Source organism: Bifidobacterium sp. (genome assembly GCF_022640935.1).
Lineage (GTDB): Bacteria > Actinomycetota > Actinomycetes > Actinomycetales > Bifidobacteriaceae > Bifidobacterium.
The window spans coordinates 1-17,106 of record NZ_JALCCV010000003.1 but is presented as its reverse complement, the minus strand read 5'-3'; the positions used below and the strand labels follow the sequence as shown (position 1 = coordinate 17,106).

The 17,106-nt window shown below is 61.3% G+C and carries 11 protein-coding genes; 5 read left to right on the top strand and 6 right to left on the bottom strand.

Going from position 1 to position 17,106, the window contains the following annotated elements; genetic code table 11:
* Positions 1-7: 7 nt before the first annotated feature.
* Positions 8-2,956, bottom strand: coding sequence for an excinuclease ABC subunit UvrA (gene uvrA, locus LKG04_RS01705; protein ID WP_291759372.1), 2,949 nt, complete (start codon positions 2,954-2,956; stop codon positions 8-10).
* A gap of 328 nt (positions 2,957-3,284) precedes the next feature.
* Between uvrA and LKG04_RS01700 the strand changes: the two genes are divergently transcribed.
* The 5 genes from LKG04_RS01700 (at position 3,285) to LKG04_RS01680 (ending at position 10,218) form a co-directional block, all read left to right on the top strand.
* Positions 3,285-4,097 (top strand): hypothetical protein, encoded by an 813-nt coding sequence (locus LKG04_RS01700; RefSeq protein WP_291759177.1) that lies wholly within the window; start codon positions 3,285-3,287, stop codon positions 4,095-4,097.
* Between the two features lie 407 nt (positions 4,098-4,504).
* Positions 4,505-6,106, top strand: coding sequence for an ABC-F family ATP-binding cassette domain-containing protein (locus LKG04_RS01695; protein WP_291759180.1), 1,602 nt, complete (start codon positions 4,505-4,507; stop codon positions 6,104-6,106).
* Between the two features lie 205 nt (positions 6,107-6,311).
* Positions 6,312-8,174: a bifunctional ADP-dependent NAD(P)H-hydrate dehydratase/NAD(P)H-hydrate epimerase gene (locus LKG04_RS01690; protein ID WP_291759182.1), complete on the top strand. Its 1,863-nt coding sequence runs from the start codon at positions 6,312-6,314 to the stop codon at positions 8,172-8,174.
* Positions 8,175-8,396: 222 nt separating this feature from the next.
* Positions 8,397-9,056 (top strand): HAD family hydrolase, encoded by a 660-nt coding sequence (locus tag LKG04_RS01685; RefSeq protein ID WP_291759184.1) that lies wholly within the window; start codon positions 8,397-8,399, stop codon positions 9,054-9,056.
* Positions 9,057-9,291: 235 nt separating this feature from the next.
* Complete coding sequence (locus tag LKG04_RS01680) at positions 9,292-10,218, top strand: LysR family transcriptional regulator (RefSeq protein WP_291759185.1); 927 nt, start codon at positions 9,292-9,294, stop codon at positions 10,216-10,218.
* A 176-nt stretch (positions 10,219-10,394) separates the two neighbouring features.
* Here the strand turns inward: LKG04_RS01680 and LKG04_RS01675 are convergent, their stop codons facing one another.
* The 5 genes from LKG04_RS01675 to carB all read right to left on the bottom strand — a co-directional run.
* Positions 10,395-10,637, bottom strand: coding sequence for a hypothetical protein (locus LKG04_RS01675; RefSeq protein ID WP_291759188.1), 243 nt, complete (start codon positions 10,635-10,637; stop codon positions 10,395-10,397).
* Between the two features lie 647 nt (positions 10,638-11,284).
* Complete coding sequence (locus tag LKG04_RS01670; protein WP_291759190.1) at positions 11,285-12,070, bottom strand: acetoin reductase; 786 nt, start codon at positions 12,068-12,070, stop codon at positions 11,285-11,287.
* Positions 12,071-12,245: 175 nt separating this feature from the next.
* Positions 12,246-12,917, bottom strand: coding sequence for a guanylate kinase (gene gmk, locus LKG04_RS01665; RefSeq protein ID WP_291759192.1), 672 nt, complete (start codon positions 12,915-12,917; stop codon positions 12,246-12,248).
* Positions 12,914-13,759, bottom strand: coding sequence for an orotidine-5'-phosphate decarboxylase (gene pyrF / locus LKG04_RS01660; protein WP_291759374.1), 846 nt, complete (start codon positions 13,757-13,759; stop codon positions 12,914-12,916). The genes gmk and pyrF overlap by 4 nt, the downstream gene beginning before the upstream one ends.
* An 83-nt stretch (positions 13,760-13,842) precedes the next feature.
* Positions 13,843-17,106, bottom strand: a 3,264-nt coding sequence (gene carB / locus LKG04_RS01655; protein ID WP_291763184.1) for a carbamoyl-phosphate synthase large subunit, incomplete at its 5' end; no start/stop codon positions are given.

Sequence of the window (17,106 nt, the reverse complement as noted above, 5' to 3'; positions counted from 1 at the left end):
GGCGTGCTCATGCCAGCATGGGCTTGAGGAAACGCCCCGTCCAGCTTTCCTCGCATTGGGCGACCTGCTCAGGCGTTCCTTCGGTCACGATGGTGCCGCCGCCATCGCCGCCTTCTGGGCCGAGATCGATGAGCCAGTCGGCGGATTTGACGACGTCGAGATTATGCTCGATGACGATCACGGTATTGCCTTTGTCTACCAATTCCTGCAGGACGAGCAGCAGCTTGCGCACGTCTTCGAAATGCAGCCCCGTAGTGGGCTCGTCCAGAATGTAGACCGTGCTGCCGGTCGAGCGGCGCTGCAGCTCGGTGGCCAGCTTGACACGCTGTGATTCACCGCCGGACAGCGTCGGCGCCGGCTGCCCGAGGCGGATATAGCCCAGGCCGACCTGCACCAGCGTGTTGAGATATCGGGCGATCGAAGGATAAGCCTTGAAGAACTGCGCAGCCTCTTCGATCGGCATGTTGAGCACATCGGCGACGGTTTTGCCGTTGTATGTGACCTCGAGCGTCTCCCGATTATAACGCCGGCCGTGGCATTCCTCGCATTCCACATAGACGTCCGGAAGGAAGTTCATTTCGATTTTGAGCGTGCCGTCACCATGGCAGGCTTCGCAGCGCCCGCCTTTGACGTTGAAGGAGAAGCGTCCGGGGCCGTAGCCGCGCACCTGCGCCTCCGGCGTCTTGGCAAAGAGCGTGCGGATCTTGTCCCATACGCCGGTATAGGTCGCAGGATTCGAGCGCGGCGTTCTGCCGATGGGATTCTGATCGACGTGGATGACCTTGTCGCACTGCTCCACGCCCTCGACGCGGGTGTGCTTGCCCGGCACGATGCGCGCGCCGTTGAGCTTGTCAGCCAGCACCGGGTAAAGGATCGAGTTGACGAGTGTGGACTTGCCCGAGCCGGAAACGCCGGTCACGCAGGTCATGACGCCTACGGGGAAGTTCACGGTCAGATTGCGCAGATTGTTTTCGCGCGCGCCCACGACTTTGAGCTGTTTGGTTTTGCGCACTCTGCGGCGCTTGGGCGGCACGGCGATGGACCGTCGTCCAGCCAGATAGTCGCCGGTTATGGAACGGGAGGCTTCGACGATATGCTGCGAGGGGCCGGAGTAGATGACCTCTCCCCCGTGCTCGCCGGCGCCCGGCCCGATGTCGACCAGCCAATCGGCCTTTTCGATGGTCTCCTGATCGTGTTCGACTACGATCAGGGTATTGCCGAGGTCGCGCAGATGGTGCAGCGTGGCAATCAGCCGTTCGTTGTCGCGCTGATGCAGGCCGATCGACGGCTCATCAAGCACATACATGACGCCCACCAGCCCGGAGCCGATCTGCGTGGCCAAGCGGATGCGCTGCGCCTCGCCGCCGGACAGCGTTTTCGCGGCGCGGGACAAGGTCAGGTAGTTCAGTCCGACATCGTTGAGGAAGCCCAGCCGGGCGCGGATCTCCTTGAGCACTTCACCGGCGATCTGCACGGCCGATCCTGTCAGTTTGAGTCCTTTGACCCAGCTCAGCGCGTGTTCCACGGGCATATCGCAAACGTCGGCGATGGACTGGTCATCGACGGTGACCGACAGCACTTCGGGGCGCAGCCGTCTGCCATGGCATGCTTGGCAAGGCACCTCGCGCATATAGGATTCGTAATACTGCTTCATCTGGTCGGAATCGGTTTCGTCATGCCGGCGCATCAGCGAACGCACCACGCCTTCGAAACCAGTCGAGTACTCGCGCATACGGCCCCACCGGTTGCGGTATGACACGTTGACTTTGAAATCGTGGCCATACATGATGGAATGGCGCACATCTTGGGGCAGCTTCCTCCATGGCGTATCGAGGCTGAACCCCATTTCCTCGCCCAGGCCTTCGAGCACATGGCGATAGTATTCGCCCGTGCCCTTAGACATGCCCCACGGCTCGATGGCGCCTTCGTTGAGGCTTTTGCCCGGATCGGGGATGACCAGCTCCGGATCGATTTCGAGATTGAAACCGATGCCGGTGCATTCAGGGCAGGCGCCATAGGGCGCGTTGAACGAAAACGTGCGCGGCTCGATCTCATCGAGGTCGAGCTGGTGGCCGTTCGGGCAGGAGCGCTTTTCGGAGAAGGGCCGGCGCCGGTTCGGATCCTTGGCGTCCAGATCCACGAAGTCGACGATGACGATGCCTTTGGCCAGTTTGAGCGCGGTTTCAATGGAATCCGTAAGCCGCTGGCGCATGCCGTCTTTGATCACGAGCCGGTCCACGACGACTTCGATCATGTGCTTCTTCTGTTTCGCGAGCGAGATGTCGTCGGAAAGCTGGCGCATTTCGCCGTCGATGAGCGCGCGCGAATAGCCGTCGCCGCGCAGCAGCTCGAGCAGGTCCTCGAACTCGCCTTTGCGCCCGCGCACGACGGGCGCAAGTATCTGGAAACGTGTGCCTTCGGAGTAGCCGAGCAACGCATCGACCATCTGCTGCGGCGTCTGCGCGCTGACGAGTGCGCCGCACACCGGACAGTGCGGGATGCCGGTGCGTGCGAACAGCAGGCGCAGATAATCGTAGATCTCGGTGATGGTGCCGACCGTGGAGCGCGGGTTGCGGTTCGTGGTCTTCTGATCGATGGAGACTGCCGGGCTCAACCCTTCGATGAAGTCCACGTCGGGCTTGTCCATCTGGCCCAGGAACTGGCGGGCGTAGGCGCTGAGCGACTCGACGTAGCGCCGTTGTCCCTCGGCGAACAGGGTGTCAAAAGCCAACGAGGACTTGCCCGAGCCGGACAACCCGGTGAATACGACCATGCGGTTGCGCGGTATCGCCAGGTCGACATTGCGCAAATTGTGCTCGCGCGCTCCCTGGATGGTGATCTTCAGATCGTTAGGGATATGCGAAATATCCGCTACGAGCGAACCATTCGAGGACTTCAGCTTCGCCCTCGCCAGCTCCCCTGAGAGGAACGTCTCGCTATCCAGGATATGCTCCATTACCGTGCCCTGCTGCGCCGTAGCGCTGCATACCGCCGAATGAGATGGCGCCGAATGAGAAGCCACTGTTTGAGAAGTCACCGCTACCTCCGATAAGCCGTCCGTGATTCCACCCAAGAATACCGCATCTCCGGACAATTTTCGAACATGTGTTCGATTTTGTGCTCGCAGTCTTCCACCGGCGCGATGGACAGCTGCACAGAGCGGAGATCGGTCCGATATACTTGGGTCTCGGGTCACCAGACGTATCGCGCGACGCCGTCCTACAACGGACTGTGCGGCACGTCGCGCGTGTGGCATCCGACAAACGCATCGCAGAGGAGCCCCCATGGAACCAACATACGACGATGGCAACGCCACAGTCGATCGGCATTGGACCCGGACCGAGGCGATAGTCCTCTGGGCGGCATGGGCACTGACGCTGGCCTTCAACACGTTCGCGCAGATCGGCAAACTGGGCGGCGTCTCCACCGCGGATATCTCCAACGAGGTCTTCTCCTGGTTCACGCCGGCGGGATATGCGTTCACGATCTGGGGCGCGATCTATCTCGCTCTCGCACTCTGGCTGGTGGTGCTGTGCCGCGACGAGAGCCGCACGCGTCTCGGCCTGCTGCCCCTAACCACCCGCGGAGCGCTGTTTGTGCTCACCTGCGCGCTCAATATCGCTTGGCTCATCTCTTGGCATTACCGGCAATTCGTCGTCAGCATCATCCTGATTGCGCTGCTGCTGACGGCCGTCTGGACGCTGTACGCGACGGGCAGACAGGGTCTCCAGGAACGCCAAGGGCGCAATTTCCTGGACTGGGTGCCGCTGTCGCTGTATGGCTCATGGCTTGCCGTGGCGACCCTTGCCAACATCACGCATGTGATCTCGCGTTACTACGATCCCAACGGCAGCGATACGATCGCGCAGGCCGCTTCGACCGCGGCGCTGGTCCTGCTGCTGGTGGCCGTGTCGGCGTTCATGAACGTCCGGCTGCACGATTGGATGTTCGGACTGGTCGTCCTCTGGTCGGCCGTGGCCATTGCGGTAAAGCTGATGGATGCGTCGAAGGCTTTCGCCGTGATGCTGATCGTGTTCGCTACGCTTGGCGCGATCGTGATCTATACCCCGTGGGCGCGATTGCTGCCGCGGCATTGATATCGATGGAGCGTTCCGAGCCGGGCCATCGCAATCGACAGGGTGGCTCGCCCAACCTCGCCTAGCCGATGGGAAAATTGTCACCATGCCGCGAAAGAGGACCAGCCCGGGACTGCCAGAGACACGGCGTGCGAGCCGCCACAGCACATCATCATGTCCGGCAGCCGGGTCTCTTTGCGCGCCCCGCAACGCCATTCATCTATACCCCCTCGCTATGATGATGCTCCGTTGGATGACAATCATACGATGACGGTCACATGCTGGAATCATGCGAGAGCCTTGCATGTGGTGCACGCGCATGCACGCAAACACGGCGATTGACGCTCACGCGCGCAAACACGCATTGTGCACGCATATGATCCACGCAGGAATGCCCAAGCGGCAAGAGGAAAGACGGTAGGTAGGCCATGGCGATTGAGGGACAGGGACTCGAGATTCAGATCGGTGCGCGCACGCTGCTCAATCCCACTGACTTTCATGTAGCCAAAGGAGACAAGATCGGCTTGGTCGGTCGCAATGGCGCCGGCAAGACGACGTTGACCAGGGTCATTACCGGCGATATGCTCCCCACATCGGGCAAGGTGCGTGTCAGCGGCAAGCTGGGCTACCTGCCGCAGGATACCCATGCCGCCGATCCACAGCAGACCGCGCTCGATCGGCTGATGAGCGCCCGCGACATCGCCAAGATCATCACCCGGCTGCGCAAATCGGAGAAGGATATGACCAATCCGGACCCCGCTATCATGATGAAGGCCATGGATCATTACGACAAGGCCACGCAGGACTTCGAGAAGGCCGGCGGCTACGCGGCGCAATCCGAAGCCATCGCCATGGCCGACAGCCTAGGACTGCCGCAGGAGACGATGGAGCAGCAGATGGGCACGCTTTCCGGCGGCCAGCGTCGCCGCATCGAGCTGGCGCGCATCCTGTTCTCCGATGCCGACACGCTGATCCTGGACGAGCCGACCAATCATTTGGACGCCGATTCTATCGAATGGCTGCGTGGCTATCTCAAACGCTTCGAGGGTGGATTCCTCGTCATCTCCCATTCCACGGAGCTCCTGGACGAAGTGGTGAACAAAGTCTGGCACTTGGACGCGCAGCTGGGGCAGATCGACATGTATTCGCTCGGCTGGAAGGCTTATCTGCGCCAGCGCGTAGTCGACGAAGAACGTCGCCGGCGTGAGCGCGAGGTCGCCGAGAAGAAGGCCGACCGCCTCATGAGGCAGGGCATCCGCCTGCATGCCAAGGCCACCAAGGCCGTCGCCGCACAGAACATGATGCGCCGCGCCGAACGGCTGCTCTCCCAGACCAGCGAAGCCGAAAAACAGGAGAAGGTGGCGGATATCCGGTTCCCCGAGCCTGCTCCCTGCGGCCGCACGCCGATTACCGCCAAGGAGATATCCAAGGCTTACGGTTCGAATATCGTGTTCGCCGGCATCAACCTAGCCATCGACAAGGGCTCGCGCGTAGTCATTCTCGGATACAATGGCGCCGGCAAGACCACGACACTGCGCATTCTGGCCTGCGAGGAACAGCCCGACACCGGCGAAGTCGTTTATGGCCACGGCTGCAAGATCGGCTATTTCGCGCAGGAGCACGATACGCTCGATCTCAATGTGTCCGTGCTTGAGAATCTGCAGCATGTGGCCCCCGAACTCGACAACACGCAGGCCCGTTCGATCCTGGGCAGTTTCCTGTTCTCGGGCGACGACGCAATGAAGCCGACCAAGGTACTCTCCGGCGGCGAGAAGACGCGGCTCGCGTTGGCCACGCTCGTGACCTCGCGTGCCAACGTGCTGCTGCTCGACGAGCCGACCAACAACCTCGACCCGGTCTCGCGCGACGAGATCTTGAAGGCCATCGCCAAATACGAGGGCGCAATCATCCTGGTCACCCACGACGAAGGGGCGGTACAGGCGCTCAACCCCGAGCGCGTGCTGCTCATGCCCGACGGCGACGAAGACCTCTGGAACGACTCGTATCTGGATCTGGTCGCCGAGGAATAAGGCGGACTGCCGGCGCCACTGCTGCTGATGCATCCAGCGGCGGCACCGTTGTTGTATTGACGCCGTGCGGTCGGCGGCCGTCATTATCCCGATCCGGCGTGGCCGCGTTTCTAGGGCGCTCAGCCTAAGGCCCAAGGCAATCTGCGATGCCTGCGCAGGACTACAGTTGATACGGTAAGCAACCGCTGCGATCGGGAGGCCTTGTATGGAAAGCAACGTGGAACGCATTGCCGAGGATTCTGGACGTTTGGCCACGCTATTGCACGCCGCCTATGACGTGCGTACGATACGGGCGATGGAGCGGCCGCTGCTTGAGCGAGACGTGCCGCTGATGCGTATGGCTGCGGGAGCCGCAGCCCGCATGGCTTCGCGCATGCTCGCCGACGCTGGTCTGGACATCGGCGAATCGCAGGTCGTGCTGCTCGCCGGCGCCGGCGACAATGGCGGCGACGGCCTGTATGCGGCTGCGGAACTGGCCCATGAAGGCGCTGCCGTTACGGCCGTCGCCGTGGGACGCTCGCTGCATCAGGCGGCTTTCGCCGCCTTTGTGCAGGCTGGCGGCAAGATGCTGGTGCTCGACCCGCAGTCCGACATTCCCGGATGTGCTTCAGGCTTCAGTGCAGGAGAGGCCGGCGAACGGCTCCACACGGCCATCACTTTGGCTTCGCAGGCCGATCTGCTGCTTGACGCGATGACCGGCATCGGCGTCCATGGTGTGCTGCGCGGCATTCCCTCGACGCTTGCGAAGTCCCTGGGGCTCGAAGGAGAGCTGCCGTCCAGCCCGGCGATCCACGATCAGCGGCAGGACTATGACCGCGATACGCCTCTGGTGCTTGCCATCGATACTCCATCAGGCATCGGCGTAGGCGATGGCACGTTGCCCGGACCGTATATCCCGGCGGATGCGACGGTGATGTTCGGCGCAATGAAGCCCTGCGCGATGCTGCCACCGGCCGCGTACGCCTGCGGCGCGGTCACGCTGGTGGATTTCAGCTTCGACATCGATGAACAGCGGCCTGCAATCGAAGCCGTCGATGACGAGCTGGCGCGCCAAGCCATCCGGCTTCCCTGTCTGGACGACGCCAAATACTCGCGCGGCGTCGTCGGGCTGATCACCGGCTCCACGCGTTTCCCGGGCGCCGCAGTGCTGGGCGCTGCTGCCGCAGCCCGCACGAATACCGGCATGATCCGCTACATGGGGCCGCAGCGTGCGCAGGATATGGTGCTGAACGCGCTGCCCGAAGCCGTGATCGGCAAAGGCCGCGTGCAATCATGGGTCGTCGGGTCTGGCGTGCCTACAGCGAACGCGGACGAAACCGGCATCGACGTGCAGCGCAGCACGATCGCCGCCTTGCTCGCCCACTATTCGACGGGCGATGAGCTGAATGGCGATGGCATTGAACCAGACACCGAGATCACGACAGCTGCCGGGGATAGCGCGGATACCGATGCCACGCACAATGGTCCGAGCACGATCGAGGCTTACGACATGCCTGCACTATGCGTGGATGCGGGGGCGCTTGATCTGCTTCCCGCCCACGTTCCGCCGCAGGTGGTGCTCACCCCGCATGCGGGCGAGCTGGCCGACTTGCTCGCCGACCTTGGCGAGGACATCGACAGCAGCCAAGTGCAGGCCGAGCCGTGGCGCTGGGCGCAGCGGGCGCATACGATCACCGGCGCGACCGTGCTGCTCAAAGGCGCCGTCACCATCGTCGTCGGCGATGACGGCGACGGCGGCACGCGCACGCTTATTTCCGGGTCAGCTCCCGCATGGCTCGCCACTGCCGGGGCCGGCGATGTGCTCGCTGGAATCATGGGTGCGCTGCTCGCCCAGCAAGACGGTCTCCTGCAGCAGGATACGGCGCTGAATGCCGAAGTGGCCGCCGCGGCTGCGTATCTGCATGGTCTGGCCGCCGGCATCGCCGCAGACAGCGATCAGCAAGGGTGGCGGCCGCCGCAGGTGTTTGGCGCGCCACAGGCCACAACCGAACGCAACGTCGGGCATCCTATCGTTGCCTCGGACGTCGTTCATGCGATCGGCGAAGCCGTCGAAGAGCTGCTGCCCTGAGACCGGCGCGCGTCGAACGCCGACACGCCTGCACAAGTATGCCCATGGGATTATGCAGCGGCGGAATGCCGCCATCCGTAACTGCCAACCCTTGACTTGGGCGGCGCGACTCGGGCACGTCGCCAGGGCATTTCACCATGCCTGCAATGACGGATGCTGGCCATGCGTTACGCTGGTTCATGCGTACCTTGCGCTGCACACCATTACGAAACACGGAGCTGGATGATGACCGACATATCCCGAGCGGTTGGCAACGCCGATGACACGATCACCGATGTGATTTTCGACTTCTGCGGCGTGCTCATCGACTGGCAATGCCGGGCGTGTCTCGAGGGCCGTTTCCCTAGCGACCTGGTGGACGCGATCTGCGCCGACAGCGACCCGTATGGCTTTTACCGCTACGAGGACCATATGGATTCGGGCGAGGAGTTCGCCGAACTTATCGTGCAATACCGCGAGGAATTCGGCGATGGCATGGCCCAGGTCTTCACGTATTACATCGAGCACTACGCCGATGCATTGCCTCGCATGATCCCCGGCATGGAGGTGCTGCTCGCTGATCTGCGCAGCGCGGGCATCGGCGTGTGGGGGCTGACCAACTGGTCGCACGAGACCTTCCACACGGCTTTTGACCGTTTTCCGCAGCTCGAAACCTTGCTCGGCGGCACTGTGGTCTCAGGCTTCGAACACAAACGAAAGCCGAATGCCGATATCTACGAGCTGACGCTGCGCCGTTTCGGCCTTGAGGCAAATCAATGCGTATTCTTCGATGACACCGCCCGCAATGTCAACGGCGCCAACGCCGTCGGCATCCACGGCCTGCAGTTCACTGATGGAGGCACGGCTCGGCGCGATCTGCAGCGCCTCGGCGTGCGTGTGTAGCCAGTCCAGCATTCGGATAGGAAATGCGCAACGAAACCGTGCGAACCATCATGCGGCGCATTGATCGCCATATGCGGTTTTTGAGAATTCGGAAATGGCGGAATCCTGCGGTTTTATCGTTTCTGAAAACGTCATACAACGATATTGACGCCACACCATGATCGAGCACTCACGGCAACCCGATCTTCGTTATAAGTAGCATTTCCGTATACCCTCGATGCTATACAAGATATTTATGACACTGCTCCAGCTCAAATACATCGTCAAAATAGTCGAATGCGGCTCCATGAACGAGGCCTCACATGAACTCTATGTGTCGCAGCCTGCCCTGAGCTCCTCGGTGAAGGAGCTGGAGAACGAGCTGCACATCGAGATCTTCACCCGCTCCTCACAGGGCATCGCGCTGACCATCGACGGCGCGGAATTCCTCACCTACGCCCGGCAAGTGCTCGACCAGGCCGCGCTGCTCGAGGAGCGTTACAAGAACGCGAAGCCGCGCAAGCAGCTGTGCGCCGTCTCCACGCAGCATTACATGTTCGCCGTGGAGGCTTTCGTGGAGATGATCAACTCGACGAAATCCGACGAGTACGAGTTCACGATCCGCGAAACCCGCACGAAAGATATCATCAATCAGGTCGCCAACATGCTCTCCGAGGTCGGCCTGCTGTACCTGTCGGATTTCAACAAGGACGTGATCGGCAAGCTGCTGCGCGAGAAGCATCTGGATTTCCATCCGCTCTTCCGTGCGCCGCTGCATGTATTCATCGCTCGCAGCAATCCGCTCGCTACCAAGCGCAGGGTGACGATGGACGATCTCAAGCCCTACCCGTTCATCCAATACGAGCAAGGCGAGGAAGGCAGTTTCTACTTTGCCGAGGAGGCGGTCTGGCCGGACTACTCCCCCAAGCAGATCAACGTGACCGACCGGGCGACGATCCTCAACTTCATCATCGGTCTCAACGGTTACACGGTGTGCACCGGCATCGACAACGGGGATCTCAACAACGAGAAGATCGTCACCGTGCCCCTCGAATCCGACGAGACCATGCTGCTGGGCTGGATCAGCAACGAACGCGCCAAGCTTTCCAACGCCGCCGAAACCTATCTCGTCAAGTTGCGCGAAGTCGTCGCGTCGCACGGCTACACGCTTATCGACGTCTGAAACCCGAGGTGTACATATCAATACCGGCCTTCCTGAAATCACAGAAACCAGTACGATCGCAGGGGCATACCCGCATAAGCCTCAGACATGCACTCCCATGTTCGCCCACGTATCCTCGGCAATCCCAACTGCATCTTAGCTGGTCGCCCCGCCGCCGACTTCCACCAGGCAGTTTTTTAAACCTCGATCTCCTTGTGCGGATTGCAAGGCATGCTGCCACTGCCGGATACGCGCCCTGGCAGCACCATCGCACTGAGCATGCCGCCGACCGTAAGCAGCAGCAGGATACCCATCCCGACATGGGCCAGATCGGCATCAGCCGAAACAGCGCATACGATCATGCCGATCATCATGCCGGCGGCCGCGACAATGCCCGCTGCAGTCAATGCCGCCGACTTTATCCATGTTTTCCTGTTCATATGCCTTCGCTCCCCTCGGCCATCCACGTTCCGACCCGACGGGCCTGTTCCCGTCTTCGATTCCACACTATCCAAGCATGGCCACGCAGATCGTCTATATCGAACGCTTTTCATCCGCGGTTTGCCGAAGATTCATCTTGTCCTCCTGTCTCTGCTGGAACGGCTTGGCAAGCCGAAAATCTCCCGCGTTTTGCGTACATCGGGCTTATATCTGAGGCAGGTTTGAGGTGTCGCGGACATCTATCAGGCTTGTTGGTGGCACCGCTTCACTGCGACCTCGAATATATTGCACCGAAATACGTCGTTTAGCGGCGGCAGCACCCGAAGTCGATGCCACCCGCGCATAAAGGCCGGCAGATGTTCGCAGAGACTGAAACCTACCACACATAAAGCCGATACTATCGTTGCCGGATCATTGCAAGGTAGCCACGAGGCCGACACTACGAGATTCCGACGCGCTGCATCATATACAAGAAAACAACCCAACAGAAAGCGGATAGAACATGACGCAGATATGATCAAGGCCCCGCCGCGAACGGCGAGGCCTTTGAATGGAACGCGTGATGAGCTACTGCATGTCAAGCAGCACGTGCAAGGAAAGAACTCGCCACGCTGCCATGCCAGACCCGCCGTGCGGGCCAACGAAATCAGATGAACTGGATGCCGCCGTCGATCTGCACCGACTGTCCAGTCATGTAATCAGAGTCCGGCGATGCGAGGTAGGACACGTAGTTGGCCACGTCTTCCGCCGTCTCCACACGGCCCAATGTAATCGACTGCGCATACTGCTTGAGGTACTGGCCCGTTTCGCCGCCCTTGAGCTCGACCATTTTCGCGTCGATCAGGTCCCACATATCGGTGCCGACGATGCCCGGGCAGTAGGCGTTGACCGTGATGTGGTCGCGGCCCACTTCCTTGGCCGCGGCTTGGGTGAGTCCGCGCACGGCGAATTTGGTCGCCGAATACGCGCCGAGCAGGTCGAAGGCGATATGGCCGGCAATGCTGGAGGCGTTGATGATCTTGCGGATACGCTCGCCATCATCCTGCCTGCGGAACTGTTCAGTCGCCGCCTGGATGCCGTACAGGTCACCGAAGACGTTGATCTTGAAGATCCTCTCCATATCCTCGGGGGTCACGTCCTGCAACAGCTTGATCTGCGCGATGCCGGCGTTGTTGATGTACGTATCCAGCCGGCCGAACTCTTCGACCGCCTTGTTCACGAACTTCTCGTGATCCTCCTTCTTGGATACGTCCCCCGCGACGCTGACCGCATTGAAGCCTTTGCCGACAAGTTCCTGCGCCGTCTCCCCGGCGGTCTTAGGATCCAAGTCGGCGATGACCACGGCGTAGCCGTCTTTCGCAAGGCGCTCGGCAATCCCCTTGCCGATGCCCCGGCCGCTGCCGGTGATGACTACAACTCTTTGATCAGACATATGAACCACTCCATTCATGTGCTACGGTGCAACTTTGCTACTGTATGCTGCCTTGTCCACGAGCCGTTTGGCTCAAGACAACTCTAACACTTCGCGGTGTCTGGGTGAAGCACCCTGCGCTCTAGATAGACATGCATTAGCATTGAAATGGCAAAGGGTACAGAACCCGTTTCATCTAGCGCTCAAGCCCATATTCCTTGGCGATGATGGCCCAGAGATCCTCGGCGCATTGTTCGATGCTGTTGTTGACGATGGTCACATCGAATTCGCCCTCCGAGGCGAGTTCCAGCTTCGCGGTCTCCAGGCGTTTTTTGCGCTGCTCTTCGTTTTCGGTGCCGCGGCCGACCAGGCGACGCACCAGCTCGTCATAGCTTGGCGGGGCGATGAATACATAGACGACGTCCAGCCCCATGCCTGCAGCCTTGCTTTTGACGCGCCGCGCGCCTTGCAGGTCGATTTCGAGAATCGTGGGCGTGTTCTGGGCGATATGGTCGAGCACAGGCTGCAGCGGTGTGCCGTAATGTGCCATATTGTGCACGATGGCGGTCTCGAGGAACCAGCCGTTGGCCTCTTTGCTGAGAAAATCCCCTTCCGACATGAACCAGTAATTGCGGCCGTTCACCTCGCCGGGGCGAGGGGCACGCGTCGTGGCGGAGACGGATACCCAGACCTCGGGATGGTGCGCTCTGAGCTCGGCCTCCACAGTGCCTTTGCCGACGGCTGTAGGACCGGTCAGGACGATCAGGCGGCCGTTGCGATTCCCGTGACCATTGCGGCTCTCGCGGCCGGCCTCGACTCCATTGCTCGAATCCGTCTCGCGAGCGTGTACATCTTCAGTTTCGGTCATCTCCGCCTCTCCTCGGTCGCTTCCAACAACGCCTGGCGTATATCCAATGCGATAGATTCGGTAGCCTGCGACAATTCGGAGATGTCCGGCCCATGCGAGGCGATGAAGCGCGACACCGTGACCAGCACATTGCCTTTGGTGCCGTGGAATACAGTTTTGAGATCATTGGCCTCAGCGCCCTGCCAGCCGTAGCCTGGCGAAAGGATCGGCCCGGAGAAACTGGCTGGATCGACGCCGATTTGGTTCATCCATTGGCCTATGGTCGCGCCGATGATCAGGCCGACCGAACCCATGCAGTCAATGCCGTCGTTGAATTTCTGTGCGCAGCTTGCGATGCCGTAGGCCACGGTCTGGCCCCGGTATTCGCCACTCTGCCGAATGGCGGTCTGCAGACTCGCGCCCTCCTGATTCGAGGTAAGCGAAGCCACGAACACGCCGCGGCCATTGTTGAGCGCCTCATCTACCAGCGGATTGATCGAGCGCGCCCCGTAGTACGGCAGCAAGGTGATCGCATCGGCCAGCATGGGCGAATCAGGCCTGAAATAGGCGTCGGAGAGCGCCGAGATCGTAGTGGGCAAGCCGCCGCGCAAACAGTCGACGATAGTGATGATGTTCATCTGCCGTGCGGCATACAGCACGCGCTCAAGCGCCGCAAAGCCTTTGGAACCGTAGCGTTCGAACATCGAAGTCTGGAATTTGACAGCAGCCGCTCGGCCGCGTGACGCCTGCAGCATACGCATCGAGAACATCTCGGCGCCCCCGGCGTCCACGTTGTAGCCCCAGTCGGTCAGGATCTTGCGATGAGGGTCAATCCCGATGCACAGCGGCCCGTATGTCGCCATCGAATTGCTCAGCCGCAATCCGAAGCTGGAACGCTTCGCAGTGCCCTCCTCTTGGCCGGGACCCTGGCTCGGGCGCGCGGGGATCATTGCGCACCGTGGCCTTCCGCAGCCTCGTTCTCCGTACCATTGGTTTCCATGGCGAAGAGCTGGCGGGCATGTTCCTGGATGCTCATGATCTGATAATCGTCCTTCTTCACTGCCTCGATCGCCATGAGCACAGCCGAGAATTCAGTCATGGTGGTGAACTGAGGCAGATCGGCGGCAATGGCGGCCGCGCGGATGGAATACCCGTCGGAGCGCGAGCCACGCGAATTCGGCGTGTTAAGAATCATGTCGATCGTGCCGTCTTCGATGAGATCAACGACATTCTTGCCGATGCCTCCTGCAGCGCGTTCGATTGACGCAGGCGCATCGGGAGCGGTATCCACGCGGGTGGAGATCTTGTCGACGATCTTCGACTCGATGCCATAGCGGCGCAGCACCGAAGCCGTGCCTTCCGTAGCCCAGATGGTGAAGCCGAGCTCGATGAGGCGCACGGCCATCAACGGCAGCTGACGTTTGTCCGCATCGTTGACCGAGAGGAACACGTTGCCCGAAGTCGGCAGGCCGCCCGCATAAGCGGCGAGCTGACTTTTGGCGAAAGCATGCGGGAAGTCGCGGTCGAAGCCCATGACCTCGCCGGTCGAGCGCATCTCGGGTCCGAGCAGCACATCGACGGTTTTGCCCACCGGGGTGCGGAAGCGCTTGAACGGCAGTACGGACTCTTTGACGGCCACCTGTTGGCCGGGGCGGATCATGCCGCCATCGCCTTTCGGCAGCAGCAGCCCGTTGGCGCGCTGCTGGGCGATGCTCTCCCCCACGACGATGCGTGCGGCGGCCTTTGCCAATGCCACGCCGGTCGCCTTGGACGCAAACGGTACGGTGCGCGAAGCGCGCGGATTGGCTTCGATCACGTACAGCGTATTCGCCATGAAGGCGTACTGCACGTTGATGAGCCCACGCACGCCGCAGCCTTGTGCGATGGCCAGCGTAGCCTCGCGCAAACGGCGCATCTGGTCGTCGGACAGCGTGCTCGGCGGCAGCGTGCAGGCGGCATCGCCGGAATGCACGCCAGCCTCCTCGACATGCTCCATGATGCCGCCGATGTAGAGCTCGTCGCCGTCGTACAGCGCATCGACATCGATTTCGATGGCATCCTGCAGGAACTTGTCGATGAGCAACGGCGATGGCAACCTGCCGGACACCACGGTGTCGGCCTTGGCTTCGTCAAGCGCCCGGTTGACGTATTTCTCGAGCTGGATGTCGTCGTAGACGATTTCCATGCCACGTCCTCCGAGCACATAACTGGGCCGCACGAGCACCGGGTAGCCGATCTCGTGGGCGGCGTTGCGAGCCTCATCCAGATTCAGCGCGGTGCCGTAACGCGGCGCGTTCAGATGCTCACGGCGCAATACTTCGCCGAAGAGCTCGCGGTTCTCCGCCAGATCGATGCTTTCGGGCGAGGTGCCCAGAATCGGCACGCCGGCGGCCTTCAACCGCGCGGCAAGCGAAAGCGGTGTCTGCCCGCCGAGCTGCACGATGACGCCCTTGACCGGGCCCATTTTCTTCTCGGCCGCATAGATCTCCATCACGTCTTCGAAGGTCAATGGCTCGAAGTACAGCCGGTCCGACATGTCGTAATCGGTGGAGACGGTCTCCGGGTTGCAGTTGACCATGATCGTGTCATAGTCCTTGCCGAGCTCCTGCACCGCATGCACGCAGGTATAGTCGAATTCGATGCCCTGGCCGATGCGGTTGGGGCCGGATCCCAAGATGATCACCGCCTCGCGCTTGCGCGGTCGCAGCTCCGACTCATCGGCGTAGCAGGAGTAGTAGTACGGCGTGAGCGCGTCGAATTCCGCGGCGCAGGTATCGACGGTCTTGTAGACCGGGCGTAGCCCGTAGTTCCAGCGCAGTTCGCGCACCGTGTTCTCGCCCTCGTCGCCGAGATTCCTCAAATGCGCGATCTGCAGGTCGGACAGGCCTGCCAGCTTGGCTCGCCTGAGCAGGCGTGCGTCAAGCGTTTCAGCCTCACGCACCTGCATAGCAGTCTGGTTGATCAGCGCCAGCTGTTTGACGAACCACGGGTCGATTTTGGTCGCATCGAATATCTGCTCTTCGCTCGCCCCGCCCCACAGCGCCCGCTGCACCTGCAGATAGCGCTGCTCGGTCGGCGTAGACATCTTCGCGAGCAGCTCGGCGACCTCTTGCGCGCCAGGCCGCTCACCGTCCCAGTTGAAACCGAGATGGCGCTTGTCGATCGAGCGCAGCGCCTTGCCCAATGATTCTTGGAAATTGCCGGCCAAAGCCATGGCCTCGCCGACGGATTTCATCGACGTGGTAAGCAGCGGGTCGGCACCCGGGAACTTCTCGAAAGCGAAGCGCGGCACTTTAGTGACCACGTAGTCGATCGTCGGCTCGAAGCTGGCCGGCGTCGACTGGGTGATGTCGTTGCGGATCTCGTCGAGCGTATAGCCCAACGCCAATTTGGCGGCGATTTTGGCGATCGGGAAGCCAGTGGCCTTCGAAGCGAGAGCGGACGAGCGCGAAACGCGCGGATTCATCTCGATGACGATCATGCGGCCGTTCTTTGGGTTCACGGCAAACTGGATGTTGCAGCCGCCGGTTTCCACGCCGACACCGCGGATGATGGCGATGCCGAGATCGCGCATACGCTGGTATTCGCGATCGGTCAGAGTGAACAAAGGCGCGACGGTGATCGAATCGCCGGTGTGCACGCCGACCGGGTCGACGTTTTCGATCGGGCAGACGACCACGACGTTGTCGTTCTTGTCGCGCATCAGCTCGAGTTCGTATTCCTTCCAGCCTTCGATGCCCTCTTCGACGAGCACTTCGTTGGTCGGCGAATAATGGATTCCGGCCCCTGCGATGCGACGCAGCTCCTCGTGATCGTGCGCGATGCCGGAGCCGAGACCGCCCATGGTGAAACTGGGGCGGATGACGACCGGATAGCCGAGCTCGTCGACGATGCGGTCCACTTCCTCCAAGGTATGTGCGATGGCCGAACGCGCGGATTCGCCGCCGACATCGTCTACGACTTTCTTGAACTGTTCGCGGTCCTCGCCGCGGTTGATCGCCTCAAGCGAGGCGCCGATCAGTTCGACGTTGTACTTCTTGAGGATGCCCGCCTCGCCGAGGGCCACGGCCGCGTTCAGCGCGGTCTGGCCGCCCAAGGTCGGCAGCAACGCATCCGGGCGCTCCTTGGCGATGATGCGTTCGAGGATCGGCGTGGCGATCGGCTCTATGTAGGTGGCATCTGCCATTTCCGGATCGGTCATGATGGTTGC